General features: G+C 52.7%; 26 protein-coding genes. 22 read left to right on the forward strand and 4 right to left on the reverse strand.

From position 1 onward, the window contains the following. Positions 1 to 33: 33 nt before the first annotated feature. Positions 34 to 1089 (reverse strand): SDR family oxidoreductase, encoded by a 1056-nt coding sequence (locus CMQ96_RS03810; RefSeq protein WP_024358130.1) that lies wholly within the window; start codon positions 1087 to 1089, stop codon positions 34 to 36. Between the two features lie 96 nt (positions 1090 to 1185). Between CMQ96_RS03810 and CMQ96_RS03815 the strand changes: the two genes are divergently transcribed. After that, positions 1186 to 2073, forward strand: a complete 888-nt coding sequence (locus CMQ96_RS03815) for a LysR family transcriptional regulator (protein ID WP_049089764.1) — start codon at positions 1186 to 1188, stop codon at positions 2071 to 2073. 73 nt (positions 2074 to 2146) lie between these two features. After that, entirely contained in the window at positions 2147 to 2815 is a 669-nt protein-coding gene (locus CMQ96_RS03820; RefSeq protein ID WP_098065944.1) for a class I SAM-dependent methyltransferase, read from the forward strand. 112 nt (positions 2816 to 2927) lie between these two features. Here CMQ96_RS03820 and CMQ96_RS03825 read toward each other — a convergent pair whose 3' ends face one another. After that, a complete protein-coding gene (locus tag CMQ96_RS03825) occupies positions 2928 to 3164 on the reverse strand; it encodes a tautomerase family protein (protein ID WP_004136398.1) in 237 nt (78 codons plus the stop codon). Between the two features lie 61 nt (positions 3165 to 3225). Between CMQ96_RS03825 and CMQ96_RS03830 the strand changes: the two genes are divergently transcribed. The 3 genes from CMQ96_RS03830 to map all read left to right on the forward strand — a co-directional run bounded on the left by CMQ96_RS03830 (position 3226) and on the right by map (position 4759). Further along, positions 3226 to 3693, forward strand: coding sequence for a helix-turn-helix domain-containing protein (locus CMQ96_RS03830; RefSeq protein WP_049089768.1), 468 nt, complete (start codon positions 3226 to 3228; stop codon positions 3691 to 3693). An 87-nt stretch (positions 3694 to 3780) separates the two neighbouring features. After that, entirely contained in the window at positions 3781 to 3999 is a 219-nt protein-coding gene (locus tag CMQ96_RS03835) for a ParD-like family protein (RefSeq protein ID WP_004868736.1), read from the forward strand. Continuing rightward, positions 3980 to 4759, forward strand: a complete 780-nt coding sequence (map, locus tag CMQ96_RS03840) for a type I methionyl aminopeptidase (protein WP_098065947.1) — start codon at positions 3980 to 3982, stop codon at positions 4757 to 4759. The genes CMQ96_RS03835 and map overlap by 20 nt, the downstream gene beginning before the upstream one ends. 49 nt (positions 4760 to 4808) lie before the next feature. Here the strand turns inward: map and CMQ96_RS03845 are convergent, their stop codons facing one another. Further along, the gene (locus CMQ96_RS03845) at positions 4809 to 6131 is read right to left on the reverse strand and encodes an FAD-binding oxidoreductase (protein ID WP_004136405.1); all 1323 of its coding nucleotides are present in this window, start codon (positions 6129 to 6131) and stop codon (positions 4809 to 4811) included. 919 nt (positions 6132 to 7050) lie between these two features. On the opposite strand from CMQ96_RS03845, the gene CMQ96_RS03850 reads away from it, so the two are divergent. The 13 genes from CMQ96_RS03850 to CMQ96_RS03910 all read left to right on the forward strand — a co-directional run bounded on the left by CMQ96_RS03850 (position 7051) and on the right by CMQ96_RS03910 (position 18461). Beyond that, on the forward strand, positions 7051 to 7596 hold the full coding sequence (locus CMQ96_RS03850; RefSeq protein WP_024358134.1) for a fimbrial protein: 546 nt from the start codon (positions 7051 to 7053) through the stop codon (positions 7594 to 7596). Positions 7597 to 7663: 67 nt separating this feature from the next. Further along, positions 7664 to 8197: a fimbrial protein gene (locus tag CMQ96_RS03855; RefSeq protein ID WP_024358135.1), complete on the forward strand. Its 534-nt coding sequence runs from the start codon at positions 7664 to 7666 to the stop codon at positions 8195 to 8197. Between the two features lie 111 nt (positions 8198 to 8308). Beyond that, positions 8309 to 10810, forward strand: coding sequence for a fimbria/pilus outer membrane usher protein (locus CMQ96_RS03860; RefSeq protein ID WP_024358136.1), 2502 nt, complete (start codon positions 8309 to 8311; stop codon positions 10808 to 10810). A gap of 19 nt (positions 10811 to 10829) precedes the next feature. After that, positions 10830 to 11564, forward strand: a complete 735-nt coding sequence (locus CMQ96_RS03865; RefSeq protein ID WP_049086055.1) for a fimbria/pilus periplasmic chaperone — start codon at positions 10830 to 10832, stop codon at positions 11562 to 11564. 32 nt (positions 11565 to 11596) lie between these two features. Next, complete coding sequence (locus CMQ96_RS03870; protein WP_004136415.1) at positions 11597 to 12190, forward strand: fimbrial protein; 594 nt, start codon at positions 11597 to 11599, stop codon at positions 12188 to 12190. Next, the gene (locus tag CMQ96_RS03875; protein WP_098065950.1) at positions 12190 to 12714 is read left to right on the forward strand and encodes a fimbrial protein; all 525 of its coding nucleotides are present in this window, start codon (positions 12190 to 12192) and stop codon (positions 12712 to 12714) included. Before CMQ96_RS03870 ends, CMQ96_RS03875 begins: the two co-directional genes overlap by 1 nt. Positions 12715 to 12726: 12 nt before the next feature. Next, entirely contained in the window at positions 12727 to 13479 is a 753-nt protein-coding gene (locus CMQ96_RS03880; protein ID WP_098065953.1) for a fimbria/pilus periplasmic chaperone, read from the forward strand. Positions 13480 to 13492: 13 nt separating this feature from the next. Beyond that, complete coding sequence (locus CMQ96_RS03885; RefSeq protein ID WP_148677672.1) at positions 13493 to 13999, forward strand: fimbrial protein; 507 nt, start codon at positions 13493 to 13495, stop codon at positions 13997 to 13999. A gap of 10 nt (positions 14000 to 14009) precedes the next feature. After that, complete coding sequence (locus CMQ96_RS03890) at positions 14010 to 14525, forward strand: fimbrial protein (protein ID WP_098065956.1); 516 nt, start codon at positions 14010 to 14012, stop codon at positions 14523 to 14525. A gap of 44 nt (positions 14526 to 14569) precedes the next feature. Then, positions 14570 to 15529 carry a hypothetical protein gene (locus CMQ96_RS28275; RefSeq protein ID WP_141522375.1) on the forward strand — a complete coding sequence of 320 codons (960 nt, stop codon included), beginning with the start codon at positions 14570 to 14572 and terminating at the stop codon, positions 15527 to 15529. Positions 15530 to 15667: 138 nt separating this feature from the next. Then, positions 15668 to 16063 carry a hypothetical protein gene (locus CMQ96_RS03900; RefSeq protein ID WP_226331231.1) on the forward strand — a complete coding sequence of 132 codons (396 nt, stop codon included), beginning with the start codon at positions 15668 to 15670 and terminating at the stop codon, positions 16061 to 16063. Further along, a complete protein-coding gene (locus tag CMQ96_RS03905) occupies positions 16060 to 17346 on the forward strand; it encodes an FKBP-type peptidyl-prolyl cis-trans isomerase N-terminal domain-containing protein (protein ID WP_098065962.1) in 1287 nt (428 codons plus the stop codon). Before CMQ96_RS03900 ends, CMQ96_RS03905 begins: the two co-directional genes overlap by 4 nt. Before the next feature lie 140 nt (positions 17347 to 17486). Continuing rightward, positions 17487 to 18461 carry a helix-turn-helix domain-containing protein gene (locus tag CMQ96_RS03910; RefSeq protein ID WP_024358139.1) on the forward strand — a complete coding sequence of 325 codons (975 nt, stop codon included), beginning with the start codon at positions 17487 to 17489 and terminating at the stop codon, positions 18459 to 18461. Positions 18462 to 18775: 314 nt separating this feature from the next. Here CMQ96_RS03910 and CMQ96_RS28280 read toward each other — a convergent pair whose 3' ends face one another. Further along, complete coding sequence (locus CMQ96_RS28280; RefSeq protein ID WP_141522376.1) at positions 18776 to 19279, reverse strand: hypothetical protein; 504 nt, start codon at positions 19277 to 19279, stop codon at positions 18776 to 18778. 176 nt (positions 19280 to 19455) lie between these two features. Here CMQ96_RS28280 and ttrS point away from each other — a divergent pair, with 176 nt between their 5' ends. From ttrS to CMQ96_RS03930, 4 genes are all read left to right on the forward strand, one after another. Beyond that, complete coding sequence (gene ttrS / locus CMQ96_RS03915; RefSeq protein ID WP_098065965.1) at positions 19456 to 21228, forward strand: tetrathionate respiration histidine kinase TtrS; 1773 nt, start codon at positions 19456 to 19458, stop codon at positions 21226 to 21228. Next, positions 21203 to 21790, forward strand: coding sequence for a tetrathionate respiration response regulator TtrR (ttrR, locus tag CMQ96_RS03920; RefSeq protein ID WP_024358141.1), 588 nt, complete (start codon positions 21203 to 21205; stop codon positions 21788 to 21790). The genes ttrS and ttrR overlap by 26 nt, the downstream gene beginning before the upstream one ends. Before the next feature lie 159 nt (positions 21791 to 21949). Further along, positions 21950 to 23008 (forward strand): YncE family protein, encoded by a 1059-nt coding sequence (locus CMQ96_RS03925; RefSeq protein WP_098065968.1) that lies wholly within the window; start codon positions 21950 to 21952, stop codon positions 23006 to 23008. A gap of 10 nt (positions 23009 to 23018) precedes the next feature. Then, positions 23019 to 25013, forward strand: coding sequence for a TonB-dependent receptor domain-containing protein (locus CMQ96_RS03930; protein WP_004870348.1), 1995 nt, complete (start codon positions 23019 to 23021; stop codon positions 25011 to 25013). Positions 25014 to 25020 lie beyond the last annotated feature (7 nt).

Here is a 25020-nt window from a genome sequence, read left to right on the forward strand (position 1 = left end):
GCGACGCCGGCTGACGGTTAAAAGCATGCTGTTTCAGGGGATAACGCGTGCGGCTCTCAGCTGCGCGAACAGGCGGAAAAACATGTCGTCGGTGGCCTGCATGTCCGTGAAGCCCGCCCGGCGCAGTTTGCTGCCATCGCCAAACATGTCGTAGTTCCAGCTAAAGACGAAATCGGCAAACGTACCGTCGTTCAGCCGTAAAATATCCGCCTCCACCAGATCCTGCCCGGCCAGTTCGCGCCACTGCGCGCGGTAATCGACAAACAGCTGGTGAAAGGAGAGCCTGACCGGCGGCGCGGAAGGCAGTTCAAACCAGTCCGCGATGCGCGGCCACAGCTCGCACCAGCGCCAGAGGTCGCCGTTATTGACGTTGAACGCCTGATTTTCCGCCTGCGGCGAGGTGGCGGCCCACAGCGTGGCCTCCGCCAGCAATCCGCCGTCAGTATGATCGACGATACTGCGCCAGGTTTGTTCCGAGCCGGGGAAGCGCAGCGGTAAATTCTGCGCCCGACACAGCGAGGCGTAGAGCGCGATGCTCAGCGCGAGATTCATGGCGTTGCCGGGCACCGTGCTGCCGACCACGCCCGGCCTGAGCGCACTCCAGCGCCACGTTTTTCCGCGCTGGAACTGGCTGAGCCACGTGAGCTGAGCGGCATTAAATTCGGCCCCGGGTACGCCGGGATCGCTTTCTCGCGCCGGGGTTTTGAACGGACCAAGATGCGCGCCATAAACTTTATATCCCTGCATCAGGCTTACCGTGCGCAGCGGTGAGGTTTTCTCGATGTTGCTGACCAGATTGCGCAGCATGGCGACGTTCGGTTCAACCATTTCCGTCCAGTTCGCCGCGTTCAACCATGCGCTGTAAAAAATGTGGGTGATGCCGTTGAGCGATTGCAGTTTCTGCGCGCTGTCCCGCGCATCGAGTAAATCGACGTTAATAACGGGAATGTCATCCGGGTGAGGCGAGGCATGGCGGCTGAGGCCAATGACCTCCCACCGATGGCGCAACAGCGTTTTCACTAGCTGTCTGCCTACAATGCCGCTGGCGCCGGCGACCAGCGCGATCCTGGGTTGCGGTTTCTTATTCACGTTGCTTCTCCAAAGGGGGGACAGAGGCAGTGTGATATATTATTTTTTTCACGCATATCCCATAAATTCGATGGTACTTATAAGAAGAATCATTAAATGAATAATAAGCTCAACGCCATTGCCACCTTTCTGCGCGTCGTCGAAGCGGGATCTTTTTCGGCGGCGGCCCGCCAGTGCGGGATGAAACAATCCGCAGTCAGCCAGCAGATCGCGGCGCTGGAGGAGGAGCTCGGGGTGGTCTTGCTGCATCGAACGACGCGGGCGATGGCGTTGACCGAGCAGGGGGAAAGCTACCGGCGCGATATGCAGCTTTTGCTGGAAGCGATGCGCGACGCTGAAAGGCGCTTAAACCCCAGCGAGAGTCAGCGGCAAGGCAGGGTACATGTGCAGCTACCGAGCGGCCTGGGACAGATCTTTTTGCCGCACCTGCTGGCGCTGCAGAAAATGACCCCCGGGCTGCATCTGACGCTTTCACTTGATGACCGCATTGCCGATCTGGTTACTGAAGGGGTGGATGTCGCGCTGCGGTTAAGCAGTGAACCGCCTCAAGGGCATGCGGCGCGCGTGCTGGCGCGTATTGAAACCGCGCTATTCGCCGCCCCGGGTTTTAAAGAACTGCATTGCGTGAGCGAACTGGCTGCCCATCCGCACGTACGTTTCAGCGGCATCGCGCAGGACGCGCCGCTGCGGCTGGTCTCGGGTGATAAAACGGTCGATGTGAAAGTCAATACCGTGTTTCGGGCTAACACCAGCGAAGCGCTGCTGCAGGCGCTGGAGTCCGGTATTGGTATCGGTGGCATGCAGTTGCCCCTCGCGGCCAACGCTTTACAATCCGCCAGGCTGGTGCCGGTCTTACCCGCCTGGCGATTACCCGATCGCTTCCTCTATGCGGTTTACCCTGACGCCCGCTTTATTCCGCAGCGGGTCAGAAGCATTATCAGCGTGATTGAGCAATTACTGCCCAAGATAACGGGGAGCCGCTAAAAACGGGGGGATCTCTTCTTGCGCGATAGGAAGTAGAGTGGCCTGTGTTGTTGCTGAAAAAGGCGTTTTTACGATGAATCCCTATGAAAAAATGTACCGCCAGCTGCTGGAAAATGGCGCCATCGCCTGGGCTGGCGAGGGTTACTTAAGGGCAAAGAAACAACAGGAGCGGGTGTTTAGCTGGCTTGATTTACAGCAGTACTTTCCCCAACCCGGAGCGCCAGTCCTTGAGCTGGGGTGCGGGAATGGCGCCATGGCAGCGCAGTACTTTGCTGAACGAGGCTATTCCGTGTGGGGGATGGATTTGTCCGCAACCGCGATCCGCTGGGCAGAAAATCGTTTTCAGCAAGCGGGGCTGGCGGCTCAATTTTTTGTCGGGGATGTCTGCCATATTCATCAGTGCCAGGATGCGACGTTTGAGCTCATTATCGATGGCAGCTGTACGCATTGCCTGATTGACGAAGCTCGCCACCTTTGCTTTGCCGAAGTCAGAAGATTGCTCAGGCCGGGAGGACGGTTTGTCGTCGGTTCGATGTGCGGAACCCCTCGCCACCCGGAAGACTTGGCCGCTTACGATCCCATTCGCCATCATTTATTTAAAGAGGGTCAACCCTGGCGTACGCTGCGACCGCTCCAGGCTCTCCTGGACGAGATCCGCGATGAACATTTTGATGTGCTTGAGGTGAACGTCAATGAGAACCCATGGTGGGATCATGCGACCGTGGTATGTTACGTAAAATAAGCCCCGGAGAGTCGGTTTATGGCCGTTTTGAGCACCAGTCGGGCGGTGTAAAAGCGGACATCAAGGTTGTCCGCAATTTCCCGCAGGTATGACGCGTTAAAACGCCATCAGGTTATGACGCCTTAGGCGACGAAAATTTTGCCGCGATCGCTTCAGCCGTGGGCTGAATGCCGCCCAGACTCCACTGTTCCGGCTCATGCTCGTCAATACGCACCCAGACTGAACGCCGAAATTCAGGATCGCCTTTCCCTTCGATTTCGACAATCAGATCGGTCATGCGGCGTAAAAGTTCTTTTTTTTGCTCCGGGTTCATAATTCCTTTAATGGTTTGTACATTGACGAAGGGCATTGTATTCTCCTTAATAATCTAGGTCTAAAATTCATACTCAGATTAGAGAGCGAAAGCGGACATGTCAAAAAATAATTCAGTAACGTACTTACTACCGGAGCTGTGCGGGCTTTCTGCGGCAGCGGAAATCCTGGGAGATCAGTGGGTTTTGTTGATTTTAAGAGAGGCTTTATACGGCGTGACCCGCTTTGAAACGATCCGCTCGCATACAAAAATGCCTAAGCAGACGTTGGCAAACCGGTTAAAGAAAATGACGGAGCTGGGTTTACTGAGCAAAACGCCCTATCAGGAAGAAGGGGCGCGCGAACGTTATGAGTATATTCTTACGCCAAAAAGCCGCAGCCTGGCGCCGATCCTGTTTTCCCTGATGGCGTGGGGGCATAAAAATATCCTGCATGATGAGCCTCATATTGCCCTGGTGGATAAAGAGAGCGGGGACTTTGTCCACAACGCCTTTGTGACGACAAAAGGCACCGTTGTTGACTCTCAGAACATCCAGATAGTGGCTCTTAACGTTAGCAACCCGTAGCGCTGGCAACAAAAGCGGCAAACGTTGTCAGCTTGAGCGGGGAGGCGTAATATACGAAACATATATAAAACGTTATGGTATGTATAAATGGGTATTGTAAAAATTTCCGACCTGCTGCACGACGATATTCGTGATGCCAGCAAGGCGATGTCGCGTTCGGTCAACGCCCAGGCGGAGTACTGGATCCGTCTGGGTATGATGAGCGAACTCTATCCCGAACTTAACCATCAGCAGATCAAGATGATGATGCTGAAGTCCGGCTCCGACCGCTTGCTGGAGGTGATCAATGCTATCAATTCCCATTAAGACCGCGGACGAACTGGCCAGACAGCGCCGCGCAGGCAAGCTGTTGGCCTCGGTTTTCGACATGCTGGATACCTTTATTCAGCCCGGTATCTCCACCATGGCCATCAACAACCGGGTGGAGGATTTTATCGTCAACGATCTGCATTCACGCCCGGCCAGCAAAGGGCAGTATGATTTCCCCTACGTGCTGAATACGTCGATCAACGAAGTGGTTTGTCACGGTATGCCAAAGGAGAGCGAGCATCTGAAATCCGGCATGATTGTGAACGTGGATATTACGCTGGAAAAAGAGGGGCTGATTGCCGATTCCAGCAAAATGTACCTGATTGGCGACGTTTCGCCGCTGGCCCGTCGGCTGGTGCTGAAAACTTACGAAGCGATGTGGAAAGGGATCAAGGTTGTCAGGCCGGGCGCGACGCTGGGCGATATCGGCCATGCGATTCAGACGTATGTCGAAGGCAACGGCTATAGCGTGGTCAGGGAGTACTGCGGCCACGGCGTAGGGAGAGAGATGCATGAAGATCCCCAGGTGCTGCATTACGGTATACCCGGCACCGGCGCCGTACTTAAGGAAGGGATGGTGTTTACCATTGAACCGATGGTGAATCAGGGCGATAGCCGGATTAAAACCAAAAAAGACGGCTGGACGGTGGTCACCCGCGATAAAAAGCTGTCCGCGCAGTGGGAGCATACCGTCGCCGTCACCGCGGAGGGATTCGAGGTTCTGACCCTGCGTAAAGATGAAGTGATTCCAGACTAGCCCCAACAACAGGTTTCACGCACGGGCAGTGAAACCTGTCAGACCGCGACTACACGGGCATCTCTTTACGGCCCATGTAGCGCTCTTTCCATAATGCCCCGGCTACGCCGATATCCAGGAACGGGGAAGGCGGCATAAAGTTTGCCTGGCCGAGCGACTGCATGGCGGCGATCAGCGGGTTGTCCTGTCCCATCGCCAGATCGGCAAGTAGCGTCCCGGCGATGGTTTGTTTGGATACCCCGGCGCCGTTACAGCCTCCGGCTGTCCATACCTTCGGCGCAAGCTCTCCCCAGACCGGCGCGCCGTTGCGGGTGACGCTGATGGTCCCGGACCAGGTTCGCTCCAGCGTGACATCCCGTAGCTGCGGATAGGCCGTGTGGAACAGCGCCAGATGCTGGCGCGCGGCGGTGGCGGTCTGCCCGGCGGTAATCACGCCGCGCAATGCCGGATCGACATGCTGGCGAACCAGGAAACGATGATCGTGGGTATAGCGTAGCGTGGCCCCGGCGATAGCATTGACCGGCGTTAACCCCCAACTTTCCATTTCTGGCAGGCGCTGACGCTGCTCCGCCGTGAGCGGGGCGGTAATGCTGGCGTAGGTCGCCATTGACGCCTGACGGCTCACGGTCGGCGAGAGTTCGCGGGAGAGGGCATTGGTCGCCAGCATGACCTGGGCGGCGCGGATTGTACCCTGCAGCGTCGTCACCCTGACGCCGCCGTTTTCCTGGCGCATAGCCAGCGCCGGGGTCTGATGGTAAACGGTGACGTTTTCCGGCAGATGACGCGCGAGGCCCGCGATCAGTTTTGCCGGGTTGACCAGAATACAGCCGGGAGTATAGATCCCTTTACTGTAGAGGCGGGTTCCCAGCTTCTGGTACAGCGCTTCGCCGTCCAGCAGGCTGTAGGGCTCCTGCATCAGCTGCAGGTTATCCACGTACTCCTGCATAATGGCTTCGCTGGACGGATCTATCTGGCAGTGGTATTTGCCGACGTTTTCCCATTCGCAGGCGATCTGGTGCTCGGTCACCGTTTCATCGAGCAGGCGGATCCCTTCCTGCAACAGGGCGCGGTAATCCTGCGCTTTTTTCAGCTCGGCGGTAGAGCTGCCGATATTGTGCGGCAGGCCGATAATAAAGCCGGAATTTCGCGCTGAGGAGCTGGTCGCGGCGCATTCAGCGTCGATGAGCACGATATTCAGCTGCGGATTGAGGCTAGCCAGCCGGCGGGCAAAGCTGACGCCGGCATAGCCGGAACCGACTATCACCCAGTCGGCCTGGATGTCGCCGCTCAGCTGCGGTTGTCTGTGATGGTCAATGTCGTTGAGCGGCCATCCCACCTGATTCTGATTGAAAGGAACTGATGCAAATCTCACGATAATTCTCCCTGTAGAAAAAAACACCTGCGCGTCAGGTGTGAATAAGCTCGCCGTTCTTCCTTTTATTGGTTTCAATATTGAGCTGGCAAGAATAGCGCCGTGGCCAGGAGAGTTTCTGCAGCAGCGTAATGCTGAATGATAATCACCTGGACAACAATTCAGCAGAATAACAAGGAACGGGCAAAATAACACCTCTTGATGTACGGGTTTAACTTTATCTTTTGCTTGCGATTTAACCTGGAGCGGTTAGTCGGTTCTATCAGCTGCCGCGATAGGGCAACAATTCATATCTTGTCGCTTCCTGTACGAAATTCTGTAGAAATTTTTGCTGTGGATCATGATCGTCCTGGCCACATATCTATAATGTAGCCTCGTCTATAAGGCGTATTTTTGACCAGGTGGTAAAAATATCGCTCCTTCTCGCTCTTCTCTATATAGAACGCCCATCCATTTCATAGGATTTTTCGTCTTTTGAACCCCCTTTTTTGCATTATGTATTAGGAATTTTCTCATGGAAAAATCCTAATGTTATTAAATTTCTGGGCATTTGCCCAAGCATCTGAAAAATAAAAGTTTTTATTTTTGTGTAACTATGCGTGCGATCTTTTTAAATTATACAAATAGTTTATTTTAAATTATTAGTAATATTTTCACATGCGTTGTCGTATTACCTTACACGCACGGGATTTTATCCTGTTGGATATTTTTTTATAAAATTATTAGCTCGTAATGATCGTTTCAGCAGGTGCATATATTTGATTGTAAGATTTTTCGCGTTAGTATGAATTCGCTGTCAGGAATAAGCGTAACTCGAGAAGAAATATAGAGGTTTTTATCCCTCTATCTGCGTTCAGTCTCTTTGAGGGTTATTTTTCAGGATGGTTATCCAGTAACTTTTAATATAACGGAATGTATTATGAAAATTAGCAAAATTGCATCTGCTGTTGTTCTCACTATGGGTGTTGCCTCTTTCGCAGCTCAGGCCGATCAGGGAAGCGGCAAGGTCACCTTCTGGGGTTCGATTATTGATGCTCCATGCTCAATTAAAAATGGCTACGGCGATCAGCGTATCGAACTGGGTCAGATTTCCAATACGCATTTGGATAACGGCGGTATCTCTACTCCTCGTCCGTTCGACATTGAGCTGGAAAACTGCTCCTTCGCGAAGGATGCAAACGGCGACCCGATGTTTAACACCGTCACTGTCACCTTCAATGGCGGCAACGTTCCTAATGACATGACCATGCTGGCTATTACCGGTCAGGCTGCGGGCGCTGGCGTTCGTATCCAGGATTACTCAGGCACGATGGTGACTTTAGATAAGCCGACTGCCGGGCGCGTTCTTGGCATTGGCGACAACACTCTGAGCTTTAGCGCTTACCTGGAAAAAATCGCGTCAGTGACTAACGTCACTCCGGGTGATTTTGAGGCGGTGACTAACTTTACCCTGGCTTATCAATAAGTCTTAGCCTGTTCTCAAGTAGTTTTATTCGGGCTGCGTCTGCAGCCCGATATTCAGGAGCACAGTCATGGTAAAAATTACGCGTTGCCTGACGTTGAGTCTTTTATTGGCAATATCTTCTGGCGCTGTGGCATCCGATCAGGGCAGAGGGCTTGTCACAATGAATGGTCAAATTCAGGAATCAGCTTGCTCTATTCATACTGATGATATCTGGCAGGAAATACCCTTTGGGGTGATTTCTTATAATGACCTCGACGAGGAAGGCAAAGCGATTATTAAACCCTTCGCTGTTCGTCTGGTGAACTGTTCACTGGAAAGAAGTCATGGCGATTTATGGCAAAGCGTGAACATCACTTTTAGTGGGGAAACGGAGGTATTTCGTCGCGATATATTTAAAGTTTATGGCAATGCTCAGGGGCTTGGGCTACGTATTCACAGCCAGATCGGCGATGTGGCGCAAGACGGCATTCCGATGCCAGCCGTCATGTTACAAAATGACAATAATGAATTGCGTTATTTATTATCGCTGGTGCGCGGCGGAAAATCGTTGTCGGAAGGTGACTGGTACGGAATTATTCGCTTTATGGTAACTTATCAGTAAGTTAAAGCGTTATTAAATGGCTGGGAATCTTTATTCCTCCTCATCCATTTTTCCCGTAATAGATACTTTCCCACTGGTGAATTCTGGTAGGCAATAAATGGATTTAAAAAAATGAAAAAAAGCAGACCACCAGCTTATTACCTGCGGCGTCTGGGTATTTACATTGCTATTGCCATTTTTGGTTCTACATCACCCGTTGTGGCGGTAGAATTTAATGTGGATATTCTGGATTCTGAGGACCGCGAGAATATTGATTTATCCCGCTTTTCTCGGGCCGGATATATTATGCCCGGGACCTACACGCTGAGTATGCGACTTAACGATCGCGGGATTTCCGATCAGGATATTACTTTCGTTGAAAGAACACGCGAGGATCAACTGGTTGTCGAAGCCTGCCTGACGCCTGAACAAGTCGATTTACTTGGGCTGCGTGAAGACGCGCTCAAAATGATTCAGTGGCTTGACGGCGGTCGTTGCGCCGATTTCAGCGCGCTTGAAGGTATTGTCTTACGCGGCGACCTGTCCGAATCCTCCTTGCAGGTTGCCATGCCTCAGGCATGGCTGGAGTACCAGGATGCTTCCTGGCTGCCTGTTTCCCGCTGGGAAGAGGGTATTCCTGGCCTGCTATTTGATTACAACCTCAACACTAACGTCACCTTCCCACGGCGGGGGAATCAGAGCCAGAGTGCCAGCGTCAGCGGCACCACCGGGGTGAACCTGGGTCCATGGCGCTTAAGAGGGGATTATCAGGGAAGTTATTACAACACCACTGGACGGCCGAACAGTACCAACCGTGACTTTGACTGGAGCCGATTCTACGCCTATCGCGCGCTGCCTGGCATTATGTCAAAGCTTACCGTTGGTGAAGATTATCTCACTTCCGATCTTTTTGATTCGTGGCGCTACACCGGGTTATCGCTGGTCAGCGATGAAAGCCAGCTGCCGCCGAAACTGCGCGGTTATGCCCCTGAAGTTTCGGGTATCGCGCGGACGAACGCGAAGGTTACGGTCACCCAGCAAGGGCGAGTGATCTATGAAAGTACCGTTGCGGCGGGGCCGTTCCGTATTCAGGAACTGAGCAGCGCCCTGACCGGCAGGCTGGATGTGCGGGTTGAAGAACAGGATGGCTCGGTGCAGACCTTTGCCGTGGATACGGCTCAGGTTCCTTATCTGACGCGTCCCGGCCAGCTTCGTTACAAGCTGACCACCGGTCGGCCAAGGGACTATCGCCACAGTACACAGGGACCTTATTTTGCGACCGGTGAGCTCTCCTGGGGCCTGACGAATGCCTGGTCGGTGTATGGCGGCGGTATTTTCTCGCAGGACTACAACAGCGTGGCACTCGGGGCAGGTCGTGATATGAGCGTCTACGGCACCTTGTCCGCTGACGTTACCCATGCCAGCGCCCGCTTCCCGGGCGATAAAAACCGTCACGGAAGATCCTGGCGGCTCAGCTATTCCAAACGCTTTGATGAACTCAGTAGTGAAGTCACGTTTGCCGGCTACCGCTTCTCCGAGCGCAACTATCTCACCATGGGTGAGTATTTAGATATTCGCTACCGGGAAGGTTATATCGGTAACAGTAAAGAGCTGTATACCCTCCAGGCGACCAAGAATTTCGAGGACCTGCGCCTCTCCACCAGTATTAACTGGTCGCATCAGACTTACTGGAACCGCCCGGCGACCGATCGCTACAGCGTTTCTCTTAACAAGTATTTTGATCTGGGCGACTGGAGACATCTTTCGTTATCGCTCAACGCGGCGCGCAGCGAGTTTAACGGACGTAAGGACGACACGGCCTATATTTCGCTCACCATGCCATTTGGTTCAGGCACGGTAGGGTACAACGGAAGCATTAACCGCGACCGCTATACGCAAAACGCCAGCTGGAGCGATCGTCTGGAAAATAATGATTATTACCGCATTAACGCCGGTAACAGCATAGGCGGCGGGCAGGGAACGCGCAGTCAGATGAGCGGCTATTACTCGCACCCTGGCAGTATGGCCGATGTTACTACCAACTTTAACTGGGCACAAAGCCAGTATACCTCTTTTGGTATCTCAGCCAGCGGCGGTATGACCGCAACGGCTGAAGGCGTGGCGCTGCACTCAGGTGGGGTACAGGGGGGGACCCGGCTGATGGTCAGCACCGATGGGGTGAGCGGAGTGCCTGTGGGGTATCAGAGTTACACCAACGCCTTTGGTATCGCGGTGATCCCAGGCGTGCCGAACTATTTCCGCACCAGTGCCGAAATTGACGTTAACCGCTTACCAGACGACGTTGAGACTTCAGGCTCGCCAATTGCTGAGCTGGCGCTTACCGAAGGCGCCATCGGGTTCCGCCGTTTCGATGTGTTAAAGGGCGCGAAAGTCGTCGCCATCCTCAGCCAGGAAGATGGTCGTCATCCGCCGTTTGGCGCGACGGTGCATAACGCCAAAGAGCGCGAGCTGGGAATGGTCAGCGATGGCGGACTGGCCTGGTTGACCGGCGTGAATCCGGATGAGCATTTAACCGTGCACTGGGGCGGTTCCGCCCGGTGTGAAGTCGTACTGCCGCGAGTCCTCCCTGCACAGCAGCTGTTACTGCCATGCAAACCGATATCTCGCGGCTGAGAAAGTGGATGGTGAAGGAATGAAAGTAAATAAAACGACGATGGCTATTCTGCTGGGAACGCTGACGTCAGGTCTGCTGAATGATGCACAGGCGGCGATCGCCCTGGACAGAACGCGGGCGATTTTTCCCGGTTCGCAGAAGAGCATTTCCCTGAACATTACTAACGACAGCACGTCAATGCCTTACCTGGCCCAGGGATGGATTGAAGATGAGCAGGGGAAAAAAATAAGCGGTCCGTTGGTCGTGGTCCCCCCGCTCCAGCGGCTCGAGGCAAAGGGAAAAAGCGTTTTGCGCATTAATGCAATGCCGGACGCGGCGTTATTGCCTCAGGACAGAGAGAGCCTTTTTTATTTCAACGTGCGTGAAGTACCGCCTAAGAGCGACCGACCTAATGTGATGCAGCTGGCGCTGCACACCAAAATAAAGTTGTTTTACCGGCCAAAAGCCATCCTGCCGGAGAAGTATAGCCGTTGGGATAACCAACTGGTGCTGCAGAAGGTGAACGGCGGATATCGGGTGGAGAATCCGACGCCGTATTACATGACGGTGATTGGCATTACCCCCGCGCCGAACATGGCCGTGGCGAAGGGGTTTCAGTCGGTCATGGTCGCGCCAAAATCGACGGCGATGGTGAGCAGTTCGCACTTTACGACGCCGCACGTCACCACGATTAACGACTTCGGCGGTAAACCCACTTTGCCGTTTAGTTGCAACGGTAATGTCTGCCGTGCGGCAGCCAAACCCGCATCCTGATGGAAGCGGGTGTTGGACACAGGAGATGCCTGATGAAACATGGATTCGGTCGTACCACCTTGATTCTGTGGCTATTAACAGCCGGGGTCGTTTCTGTGGCTAGCGCCGCAAACTGGGACACCGACGGCCTCAACGGTGGGATTCGCGCCACGGGCACGCTGGTTGCGTCTCCGTGTGTACTGCTGCCGGAATCGGCGGAACAAGAGATCGATTTGGGCAGTACCGTCGCCTGGGGACTGGATCAGCCAGGTTCGGTTACGACGCCGGTAGCGATATATATCAAGTTAGATCGCTGCCCCGGCGAGTATCAGTTTATGCGAGACCATCAGTTGATGCGGGGTTCGCTGATGCTTAACGGGCAATCCGCCGTAAGAATGACTATTTACGGGGAAACAGAACCTACGGATAGTCGGTTCTTCAGGGTTCATGGAGGCGTGAAAGGGGTGGCGCTGCGATTGAGCGACCCGCGGGGCGAGCTTCTGCGTCCTGGTATGTCAAGCCGGCCGCAGATCCTGACTCCCGGGCGCAACGATCTGGTGTTTCAGGCGCAGCTGTGGCGTCTTCCTGCGCCGCTGTTGGCCAATGAATGGCGCAGCGTAGTGAATGTCGGCCTGGAGTACGAATAATGAAAAGACACATAGCGCGAGCGCTAAGCCTGGTGGGTATTCCCATGCTGCTGCTGGTCAGTATATCGGCCACGCATGCTGATACGGATGTTTACTTCACCGGTAATCTGGTGGCTGACCCGTGTGAACTGCACGTGGATTCAGAAGATCAAATCGTTGATTTTCGCAACATACCGTCGAAAACGTTTATCAAATATCACCTGAGTGAACGCGAGCGTTTCTCGATCATGCTCATCAACTGCGACCTGTCTTTGGGAAGCACGGTAAAGGTCACGTTCATGGGCACGGAAGATATCGATCAGCCAGGACTTTTCGCGGTTACCGGGACAGCGGGCGGGATCGCTATCGCCGTTGAAGACGCGGATGGTACGCCGGTATTACCTAATACCGCCATGCGTCCGGCAACCTTGACAACGGGTGACACCAATTTAAATTTTCAGGCCTTTGTCTCCGCGCCGGTCCATAGCCGGGTGCGTGAAGGGGATTTCGAATGCGTGACAACATTTTTGCTTGAGTACGACTAGAGGTGGCTCGTTATGAAGAAAACGCTCGTTTTTGCCACGGTTGCAGTGTTATCGGCGAGTTCTTTGTTACCCGCTGAGGCGGCATTAACGGTTAGCCGTTCACGGGTGATCGTTAATGAAGGGGACAAAAGCGTCAGTATGAGCGTGACGAATCGGAATACTCAGGAACCCTATCTGGCGCAGACCTGGATAGAGGATGAAACAGAGGCCAAGGTCACGAGCCCATTGATGGTATTGCCGCCGGTGCAGCGCATTGAAGCCGGTTCCAAAAGCGCGGTGCGGGTTCAGGTTCTACCGGATATCGGCAAGCTGCCGAAAGACAGGGAGAGCGTGTTCTGGTTCAACCTGCGCGAAATTCCGCCGCGCAGCGATAAGCCAAACGTCTTAACGCTGGCGCTGCAGACCCGGCTGAAAATTTTCTGGCGTCCGGCTTCTATAAAGGTTGATGCGAAATCCGAATCCTTTCCCGGCATCCAGAACGTGACGCTGGCCAAAAATGGCAATCGCTACACGCTGAATAACCCGACGCCGTACCACCTGACGTTTGTCGAAGGTCGCAGCGCCGTGCAGGGGAAGGGCAAGGAAGGCTTTGAGCCGGTGATGGTCGCGCCAAAGGCGCAGACGACGCTGAGCGTAGGCGCATCAGACTTAGGCGCCACGCCTGTTCTGGTGTTTGTTAATGATTACGGTAGCTTACGTTTGCTGCCATTCCAGTGTACCGGTTCCGCCTGTAAGGCGCAGCCGGTTATCACGCCTGAAAGCTGACGGGAGGCAGAAAGTGAAAACATGGAAATTAGGGCGCCTTGCCGTTCTTTGCTGCCTGATAGCCGCATCACCATACGGCCTGGCATCAGACGGTGGAACAACCACGTTGACTATCACCGGCAATATTGTCGAACCTGAATGTGAAATCAATGACAATCAACAGATTGTGGTCAATTTTGGTGAAGTACTGACCACCCGAATTGATGGTGCGAACTACGAAACGCCGATTGTCTATACGCTGAAATGCACAAACCTGCTTCGTAATACGTTAAAAATTAATCTCAAAGGTAACGGCGCGTCATTTAACGGCCAGCTGTTTACCACCGATGTAACGGGCCTTGGGATAAAAGTGTACGACGCGAGTAAAACGACTATCGCTCCCAATAGCGGAGTGCTGAGTTTTACCTATGCCGAAAATAAACCTCCGGCTCTGTATGCGGTTCCGGTCATGCAGACCAACGCCTCGCTACCAGACGGGGCATTTAACGGTTCAGCGACTATGGTGTTTAGCTATCAATGAGGATTATCTAATGCGTCAGCTAACAACAGCCGCGCTTTTACTCAACATCCTTTTCGTTGGCGTTAGTCCGGCGATGGCCGCCAATGAAGCCGACGTCATCTTTAAAGGAACGCTGGTTAATCCGCCGCCGTGCTCGATCGACAACGATAAAACCATTCATGTACCGTTTGGCGATCGTCTGTCGATCAAAAAGGTCAGTGATGGCGTTTATCGTAAGGATGTGCCGTACAACCTGGTGTGCGACAGCACAGCGGGTAAAGACTGGAAACTGATGCTTAGCGTTCGGGGAACCCTGGCGACATTTGATACAACCGATCGCGCGACGGTTGCCACATCGATGGGCAATATCGGCAATCTTGGGGTGAAGATCTTTCGTGACGGTCAGCCTTTTCAGTTTGATTCGCCGATAGAAATCAGCCTTTCGGCGATACCTAAAATCGAAGCATTGCTGGTGCAAAGGTCGAATATTGAGTTGGCTGAAGGGCCGTTCGAGGCGACGGTGACCTTGAAGGCGGAATATTTGTAACGGAGTCCCGTGGTCGGAATACTATTTAACGCGGTAGGGTGCTTATGGAAAAGAGAAACTTAAAAAGATTAATACTGGCGGCGGGTATAATACTCGGCAATGCTCTGCTATGGTCTGAAACGGCTTCGGCGGCGGATTGTAATGCCTTTGGCAATCAGGGGGGCGGATGCCCGACGGTACAGTCTCTCACGGCAAACGGTGGTTCCGTATCAGTTAACTGGGCTGCAGATTTAAGTGCGCAGACTTACGCCTCAATAGAGGGCACCCGGGCCGCAACCTGGGGGCTATATATGATTTATGGTTGGTCGACATCGATGAACGGTCACTGGTTCGGCGGGGGAACCATGACTCCTATTTTAACCGTCAGCAATACCGATCCAGTGCGCACAGTTTCTGGCGGTACTACAACGGATTATTGTACCGATAATCCGTTTTATTGTACGCATCAGATGATGGCCGCGCGTTTCTTTCAGAAATATGGTTTCTCCGGTACCGCTAGCGTCGCGTTGCCCTCATCGTACCCAGCTCATGCGCCACCATGCCTGATTTTCGGCGCAATTAACCCGGGAACCGGTGATTTATATACAGTTTTTACTCCTGCGTTGGCAGAACCTTGTCAGCCTGGATTTCCTGGAACGGTTGTACCTGAACCCGATCCGGAATGGTGTGGCATGAGTACCGGCGCGCTGAATTTTGAATTTGGTGATATGGCGCCAGCCGCGGTCTCGGGGCAGTCGATGACCAAAAGCGCGGTGATGGCCTGTAGCGATGCGGGTGTGACTTATAATTTATATTTGAGTAATGTGACTACCACCGGAAGAAATAAAGTTGATTTGGGTCGCGGCGTCACCGCGACGGTGAGTGCGAATAATCAGGCGTTACAAACCAATAGAGTCTCTACGGGTGCAACAAATACATTAAATATTACCGTAACCCTCGATGGTACGCCGACCAGTACGGGGGCTATTAGCGGGACCGGAATATTAGCGATAAATTATTTGTAATAACTAAAAGCGTGCCGTTGATTTATTTTTCAGCGAATTGAACGGCATCTTTATCATCATCGCCATCTTCATTGGGAACTATTTTTACTGTTCTGGTAATGAGAGTGCGCGATGGGAAATATTTCTGGAGTTAATAATATGATGATTAAATCAGGCGTTGTCGCAGTTATTTTTGCAGGTTTTTTTTTAACCGGTTGTGTGCCTAAAAAAGCACCGTCGTTAGTGACTTCCTCTGGGGAAGCGGTTGCCCCCCCGACAAATCCGGAGGGGGAGGTCGATATGGTTCAATGCGAAAAGGAATTAAGTGCGCTCGGTACCGTTAATCAACTCAGATATACCGAATTAAAAGCTCGCTTTGAGCGAGTTATGCACGGCGCTTCGGGATATACCAGCGTTCGTAACGCAATAAATCCAGAAACGCGTCATGCCATTGATGCTTTATATAAGTTCCAGGCGGTAAAACTATGTTCAGAGATCCGTGGAGAAATGCTAAATAGTCTGGCAGTCAAACCAACAGGGGATAAACTCGAATGAGTCATCGAGCAGGGAATGCAATCGTCTTCATTCTCGGTGTCACGATGATTCCATGCGTTCAGGCCGATGTCTTAAACTATGCCAGGGATTGGACCCAGCGCGAAGAAGTCAATAAAAGCAGCGAGCAATCGCAGGAAGAGAGACGTCCTGCGCCGCGGGAAAAATCAAAGACGCCGCCAAAAGCGTCTGCTAAAGAAAAGATTAACGCCAGGCCGTCCGTCGCGGTGAAAGCCACAACGGTGCCGGCAAAAATAAAAGAGAGAGATGAAAAATCTGCGAAAACTCCTGATATTCCGCCTTCTGGCGTTATCAAATATCCGGAGGTGAGGAGGGAGCAAAAAATAATAAACAAGAACGAAACAGACGTTTATCTACCTGATTCTCGTATCTTAGGCCGCTGGCTGAAATCGGTTATTCAACATATTTCCGCCACGCCTTCAGAGCGAATGATACAAGAGCTATATCTGAAACAGAAAGACGAAATAAAAAGCATGCGCGATAAGTTAGCCCAGCGTGAGGGTGAAAATGTTATTTTAAAAAATAACGACAAAGAACGTCATTTAATTATGTCAAAGCTCGGCAAACTGGAGGCGGAGAATGGGCAGTGGAAGCGTTTGACGCAGGAAATGCAAAAAAATCTGAAGCTGGCAAAGTATCCACCACTCCCTACAAGTGAACAAGATTTAGCGGATTTTGCCGCCGGTATGGCGATGGGTGTTGATATTGTTGAACTGCTTGAACAGCGAAATGAACAAGGTGTTCAGATTGATCGTAAATTATTTCTGGCGGGGATAACGGAAACGCTACGCGGAGAACGCCGCCTGTCTCAGGAGGCGTTTGAACAACATCTTGCCAGGGCTAATCAGCGCGTCAGCGATGCTATAAAGAAAACCATGAAAAACAGGGAGGTACGCGACAAGGAATGGTTACATAACTTTATTAAACAGGAAAATACATTAGCTGCCGGTAACGAAGCCTGGTTCCGGGTCATCCATACCGGTAACGAGGTATTACCCGACAATGAGTCGGCAACCGAATTAACGCTTTCGTTTATACGTCGTCTGACTGACGGAACCTTGATTGCAGACTCCGATCTTTCTGGTCTGGTACTGCAAGAAAAAATTAGCGAGCTGCCGACCTGGCTGCGGGTGGTTGCAAAAAAAATACGCTTGAATGGTGAAGCCGAATTAGCGGTGAAAGTAAATGAATACGGCGACCCAGCAGAACGGGGAAACTATGTCGAGCATTGGAAAGTTCGAGTGGTTAAACAACGTACAATGTAAATGTAAAGGTTAAATATTTACTTTTCTTTTAATATATAATTCGTGTACTCGAGAGTCTTTGTACTAATTCAATTGTATAATTAACTTAAGCTCATATATGTAAACAGGACGAGCTGAATCAAACCGGAAGGAGGTTCATTATGGTACCTACTGCTAAACCACTACACTTGCCAGTGCATATAGCAACTGAGAATAATTATTTTTCCATGGGGCTTATATTCCTGTTGAAAGAGTTGTTTGAAGAGGAGTATCAGGGCGGAGTGATTATCTCTAAGACTAGCGAGCCTATGGCCGCGGATCTGATCGTGAAATTCCACACGCCGGGTGAAAAAGTGTTTGATTGGGTGGGGTGTCATGAGTTCCGTACACACAATGAATATAAGTTCAAAATGTTAGGTAAAAAATGGTTAAGTGTATATCCGCGTAGCGAGCATTACGATCGGAATATTAACTGTCCGGTCATCAATGCCGTTATTACCATGAGAAACTCCGTGGCCACTATTCGCAGAAAATTGTTTACTTTATTTTTCGCTGACTCGATGAGCGGCCCTCCGGATCTGCGTAAGCCAAACTGCTCTAAATGCCCAGGGCCTTACCAACTGGCATGGCGAGAACAGTTGATGCTAGGGTATTTAAGTCAAGGCTTGGGGCATTATGAGATTTCGCAAAAAATGGGTTGTTCTATAAAAGCATTGAGCAGCTATCGCCGTTCTATTATGCGTAAAATCAATATAAAAAGGTATAGCGACTTCGTACTGTGGTTAGGCTCTCAGGCTGTTTCAAAAAAATACGCTGAAATTGTCCAGCATCATGTTCCGGAATATGCTGACGATCGGCTTATCTGGAAAACAAAACTTTCTCCTGAAGGCGGTGATGAATCAGATGATAAGTACCGTACGTTGCAAAGCATGAAACGCCTGACGACCAGTCGTTTACATTTAAAACAATCCGAAAGTGAAATCTGGCTGACGACACGAGAGATCGCCAACGAAATGGATATTAGTATTTACAGCATGCGCTATTTATTATGCCAGATGGAAAACTCCGGAGCCGTAATAAGCATTAAAACCGGGAGCGGGAGAAGTAATACGCTACGCTGGAAATTAGCAAGTTAAGCACAGGACAACTATACAATACGCTGTCTCGTTTGAATAAGAATATCGTTAACTCATTTTTTCATAAATGATTAAATATACTAATGCTATTATTGCGCCTTATCAGAAAAAACGGCGCACAGTGGTGTTGAGGTTATAAAGAAGAACGTCTCATTCAGGAGGCGGGTGCTCAGGCTCTATCTCTTATCAATTTAACGCTTTATTTATCATCAGAAATACGCCAGCCGGCGGGGAGGTCCCTGGCCGGTAACCAACGCCATGCCCCCTCACGAGCGGATCCGCATGGCAAAAAAATCGGTCAGTGAGTCAGCGCGCTAAGCCGCGGCTGGCAGGTCCCGCAACCCGGAACGGTGGGCTGGGGATAGAGGGCAAAAATATAACGACACAATACCATGTGCCAGAATATCAGCATGCCGAGCGCGGAAATGGCCCGCGGTATAAATCCGCCGATCGATGACGGCGTAACGTTTAGCAGAAAATGGTGCCGTAAACGCCCGGCTGAATAACAGAGTCAATGGTGCACTCCGGGGCATCTTCGACTTCGGAGTTGAAGAGACATAAAAACACCCGGAACAGGCGGTTTGATGAAGGTCCACGCGTCTCTCGCGCAGCGGCGTCAGCTTTTTGCTCCCGCAGCGGACAGAGACAAACAGCGCCACGCCGATAAAAAAAACATACTGTAACGCCCACAAGAGCCAGCCGATCTCCTGGGAGCGAGACCGAACCTGTTCTTTTTTTGCCTGGATGTGCGGAACCCGAGAAGCGTCGGCGCTCGCAATGCCCGACTGCCCAAGAAACGGTAGTTTACTTTTGCCCATATTTTCCCCTCGCGCGGCGGCTAAGAAATATTTACAACATCATTGACTTGCTTGTGATACATAAACAGTGTTGATGATTCGTAGTGTAAAAATCTCGGCGGGGGGATCGCTATTGTGGTTAACCACATACCCGTCTAATAGTTGATTTAAATCAATATAGTGAAAGGGATGGTTGAGTGGGAGCGAAAACGATGGGGCGTTTGGCGCTGCTGATCTCTACATTACTGCTGATCTGTCCGGCACGGGCGGACTCATGGTATATCGGTCTGCTGTCGATTCGCGGCGATGCCATTGCTCGCAGCAGCTGGCAGCCGCTGGAATCATTTCTGAATCAGCAGATGCCGGATCAGCAGTTCCATATTCGTCCGCTGGATCTGCATGAGATGCAGAAAGCGGTCAAGAACGGTAGCGTGCAGTTTGTCGTGACCCACCCCGGGCAGTTTGTTCAACTAAATACTCATTTCCCCTTACGCTGGCTGGCCTCATTGCGCGCTTCTCATGGCGTGAAGAACATAATAGGAAGCGTCATCCTGGCCCGTCGCGACGGCGAAATTAAGACGCCTATGGATTTGATCGGGAAAACGGTTGGCGCCATCGATCCCCTGGCTTTTGGCGGCTACCTGTTGGGATACAAAGCGCTGAGCGATGCCGGATTGCGGCCAGACAGCGATCTCCATCTGCGCTTCACCGGATTTCCAGCCGATGCGCTTATTTATCTGCTGCGCGAAAATGCCGTGCAGGCAGCCATTGTTCCGGCGTGTCTGCTGGAAATGATGGATGAAGAGGGGCTGATTGATAAAGTTGATTTTGTCGCGCTGATAACACGCCCGGAATCCGCACCTTGCGTAACCAGTACCCGGCTTTACAGAGACTGGTCTTTTGCCGCGCTGCCCACCGTAAGCGACGAGGTGGCCGATCGCGTGACCCGCGTGTTGCTTAATGCGCCTGATAATGCGGTTTTTCGTTGGGGCGCGCCTGCCTCAACCAGCCAGGCCGAAGCGCTCATGCGCGAACTGAAACAGCATCCTCAGCAGCGACTGTTATGGATGGATGTCAGGAACTGGTTTGTTCAGAATCGCCTGCTGGTGGCGGGAGCCGGGCTGATATTGATACTACTGATACTCAATTATATCTGGGTGATGCTGCTGGTGCGACGGCGCGGCAGGCAGCTTGAACGCAGCGCCATCCGGCTGCGCGAGCAGGAGCAGGCCCTTGAAACGGCCCGTCAAATAAGCGTACTCGGCGAAATGACTTCGGGTTTCGCACATGAGTTAAATCAGCCGCTGTCGGCTATCCGGCACTATGCTCAGGGTTGTTCGATCCGCTTGCAGAAGCAGGATCCGCAGCATCCTTTACTGTCGGCGCTGGAGAACATTGATCTTCAGGCGCAGCGCGGGGCGGAGACGCTGCGTAATCTGCGGCTTTGGGTGAGCCAGGCGCAAGGAGAATCCGTTACGGCCGAAAAGTGGGAGAGCGTTCGCATTGTTCAGGCGATTGATAATGTCTGGCAGTGGCTGCACGTGCCGCGACAGTTTCCCGGACTTCGGATGATAAGCAACATAGACCACGCCCTGACCATCGTCTTACCGCCTGTTCTGCTTGAGCAGGTGCTGGCGAATCTGATCCTCAATGCGGCGCAGGCCGGAGCGAAGATGCTGTGGATTGATGCCGTTCGCGATGCCGGAAGCGTGAGGATCGTCCTGCAGGATAACGCCGGCGGTATCGATGACGCGCAGCTAGCGCAGGCATTCCAGCCGTTTAAGAGCAGCCGGCAAGAGGGAATGGGGCTGGGGCTGGTTATCTGTCAGCGGCTGGTGCGTTATGGCCGGGGAGAGATCGGCATAAGGAATCAAACGGCGCCCGATGGACGGCCCGGCGCGGTAGTGGTACTGGCATTCACGCATCAAGAAGAGCGGAGCGACAATGGCGATAATTCATCTCTTAGATGACGATCCGGCAGTGACCCGGGCATGCGCTTTTTTACTGGAGAGCCTGGGCTATGAGGCGGTGTGCTGGGAAGAGGGGGAACGGTTCCTCGCGCAGGCCGATCTGTATCAGGTCGGTGTTGTGCTGCTGGACATGCGGATGCCGGTGCTGGACGGCCAGGCGGTTCACGAGGCGCTGCGTCAGCGCGGTAGTACCCTGGCGGTGGTGTTTTTGACCGGGCATGGCGACGTGCCGATGGCGGTAGAGGAGATGAAACGCGGTGCGGTGGATTTTCTGCAAAAGCCGGTTTCGCTAAAACCGCTGCAGGCGGCGCTGGAACATGGGCTCACGGTCTCCGGCGAGCGCTTTGCACAGAAAAAAGTCGTCGATTGCTATCAGCAACTTACCCCTAAAGAGAGAGAACTTGCGCTGCTGGTGATGAAAGGGCTCATGAATCGGGAGATTGCGCAGGCGATGAGTATTGCCGTACGCACGGTGGAGGTTCATCGGGCGAGGGTGATGGAGAAAATGCAGGCGGGGAGCCTGGCGGAGTTAGTCAGCAAATTACAGCGAGTTACCCGGTGATGGGTTCTCAACATGGCGGTATGGCCGCCGGCACCTACACCGCAGCGGCGTCTATCACAACACAATAAATGGTAGGGAAGAGGGAGGAATATGTAATTGCAAACGATATTCATTTTCATTATTGTTTGCATTCCGTAAAATACTGTAAAGAAAAATTACATGTCTATCGCATCCCTGAAGAAAGCCGTGCGCGGCGCGCTGGTCATTTCGTTTTCTCTGCATGCGCTTTCTGCGTCGGCAAAAGATTTCAGCGAGCGGGAATTCCGCTCTCAGCCTCTTGGCCATGGCGTTTATGAACTGGCCTATGATCGCGGTCAGAAGGCGCTGTATGCCGCCTCCGCGCCCTCATTTGATAAAGATAAAACGGCGGGCGTCGTGTTTCGACTTGCGGCCGACTCTCTGCGGATTGATGAGAAAATCGCCACCGAACGCCGCGCCTTTGCGCTCTCTCTGGATGAAGAAAACCATATCCTGTATTTGGGCAATGCGCTGGATGGTTCGCTGACGCTGCTGGATACGCAGACCAATAGGGTGATTAAAACGCTTCAGCTCAGCGATGATTCAGATCCGGAAAAACAGGCCCACGTCCGCGAAGTGGTGCTGGATAAGCTAAACCGGCGTCTGTATGTGTCAGGGATCGGGCGCAAGGGCCAGGGCCCGCTTTGGGTGGTCGATACCCGCAAGCAGCAGCTAATTGATACGTTGAAGAACATCGACCCGGTGGGGTTTGCCGTTGCTACCGCGGGTGAGAAGGTTTATGCGGTGACCGGCGACGGGGAGTTGGTTACCCTCGATGGCAAAACGTCGAAACTGCTTTCCCGGGTGAAGGTCGACCCGGCTGAATCGGAGCACTATTTCCTCAATATCGCCCTGAACAGCGCCGCCGGAGTCGGATATATCGCCGATACCAATACCCGCGATGTGCTGGTGGTGCGGCTGGACTCCGGCAAGCTGGTCGATCGTATCGCTTCGCCAAACTCCATCGCCGTGCTCTATCACGCCGGGCGCGATGAAATCTATGTGACCCATCGTAACGATCGCTCGATAAGCGTCATCGACGCGAAAACCAACCATCTCAAACACACCATCAAAACGGCGGCCATGCCCAACAGCCTGGTGCTTTCAGCGGATGGCGGAACGCTCTATGCCAGCGTCAAACAGGACGAAAAAAGCGACCAGGCTGACTACGTTCTCAAGATTGATCTAACTAAATTCTAAGGATTTTTTTGTGACGATAAAAACACGCCTGGACGTGGCGATGGCGCTCGCCTTGAATCTACCCGCGGCAGCCTTCGCCGCAGATGGCGCTTCGGTAAACGAAGAGCAGATGGTCGTCACCGCCAGCGGGTTCAGCCAGGAGCGACGCGAGGCGCCGGCGACGATCTCGGTGCTCGATGAGAAGGCGCTGAATACCCGCTCAAACCAGAACATATCCGAAGCGTTGCGCGAGATGCCGGGCGTGCTGGTGGGCAACGGTCACGGCAGCCTGGCGACCGGCGATGTTCAGATGCGCGGTATGGATTCGACCTATACCTCGTATATGGTGAACGGCATCAAGCAATCTACCCGCGAATCTCGTCCCTACGGGCATCATATTGGGACGGAAGCGGCGTTTATGCCGCCGCTGGCCGCTATTGAACGGATTGAGGTCATTCGCGGGCCGATGTCCTCGTTGTACGGCTCTGACGCTATTGGCGGCGTGGTCAACGTCATCACCAAAAAGGCGTATAACCTCGACGCATGGACGGGGGTGCTGGAGGATAATTACTTCCTGCAGGAGAAAAGCGAATACGGCAACACCAACCAGACTAACGCGTTCTTTATGGGGCCGGTAGTGCCGGGTAAACTCGGGGTCAGCGTGGGCGCGGATTATCTTGATCGTCGCGATGATGACAGCCCCACGAAAGAACGTTTTGTTAAACATCAGTCCGGAAATCTGGATGCCACGATTTCTCTGTCGCCAACCGATACCCAGCTCTGGGATCTGAACGCCACCAAAGGCAATCAGGAGAAAACCCATAACGACAAAGAGTGGTACTGGGGTTTTGACCGCGATGCGGCCTCGCTGTCACAGCATGCGTGGTACGGTGATGACCTGCTGGAGGTGAAGAACTTTATCAGCTACGAAAAGGCCCGCACGGAATATCGCGTGCCCGGCATGGACCCGCAGTTTATTAAGCAGAATAATTTTGAGGCCAATAGCGCGAACACCTTTACGCTGGCCGATCACAAGCTGACGTTAGGCGTCAACTTTACGCGCAACGAACTGAATGACACCTTCGGTATCGCGGACAAACAGGCGCCCGGCGTCACCCCGGTCAGTAAAATTACCCGCCACGGCTGGGCGGTATTCGCGGAAGACGCGTGGATGATCGTCCCGGACTTTACCCTGACGACCTCGGCGCGCCTCGATCATGATAGCTATTTCGGTTATCACGTTACGCCTAAGCTGTACGGTAACTGGGCCATTGACGAAACCTGGGCGCTGAAAGGGGGCGTGTCCGCCGGCTATAAAAAACCGGATTTACGCCAGAATAATGCCGGTTTTACCAGCGTCTACGGGGCTTATCCTTATTCTGAAATCGGTATTGGCAACGACGATCTCAAGCCGGAACAAAGCATCAATACCGAGCTGGGCGTGTACTGGCAGCGGGATGCCCTGGCGCTCGACGCCACCCTTTTTTACACCAAATTTAAAGATAAAATCAGCGACCATACCATCTGTACCTCATCGGCTACCCAGAAGTGCCAATACAACGGCTATACCGCCGATAGCGTGTCGCAATATATTAACGTCGGTGATGCGCAGATCTACGGTGTGGAGCTGAACGGCGACTGGCAGGTGACCGCAGCGCTGAAGGCGAACGCCAACTATACCTACACCCACAGCGAACAGAAAAGCGGCGAGTATAAAGGCTATGCGCTAAACGATTTCCCCAGCAGTATGGCCAACGTTTCGCTGACGTGGAACACCACTTCCGATCTGGAACTATGGACCAGGGCCAGCTGGCGCAGCAGATCGCCGGATATCGGCAAGTCCAGCGCAACGGACGCCTACGCGCTGGTGGATTTAGGCGCGCGTTACCACCTGACTAAGCGCGTCACCCTGATGAGCGGGATCTACAATCTGTTTGATGTAAATCCGGTTTACACCACCGCCTACCGGCAGACGGCGATGCTGGAAGGGCGGCGCTATAATTTCGGCGGGCGCATTGAGTTCTGACAATGAA

It is taken from the genome of Klebsiella sp. MBT K-1, from assembly GCF_002556465.1.
Lineage (GTDB): Bacteria > Pseudomonadota > Gammaproteobacteria > Enterobacterales > Enterobacteriaceae > Klebsiella > Klebsiella grimontii.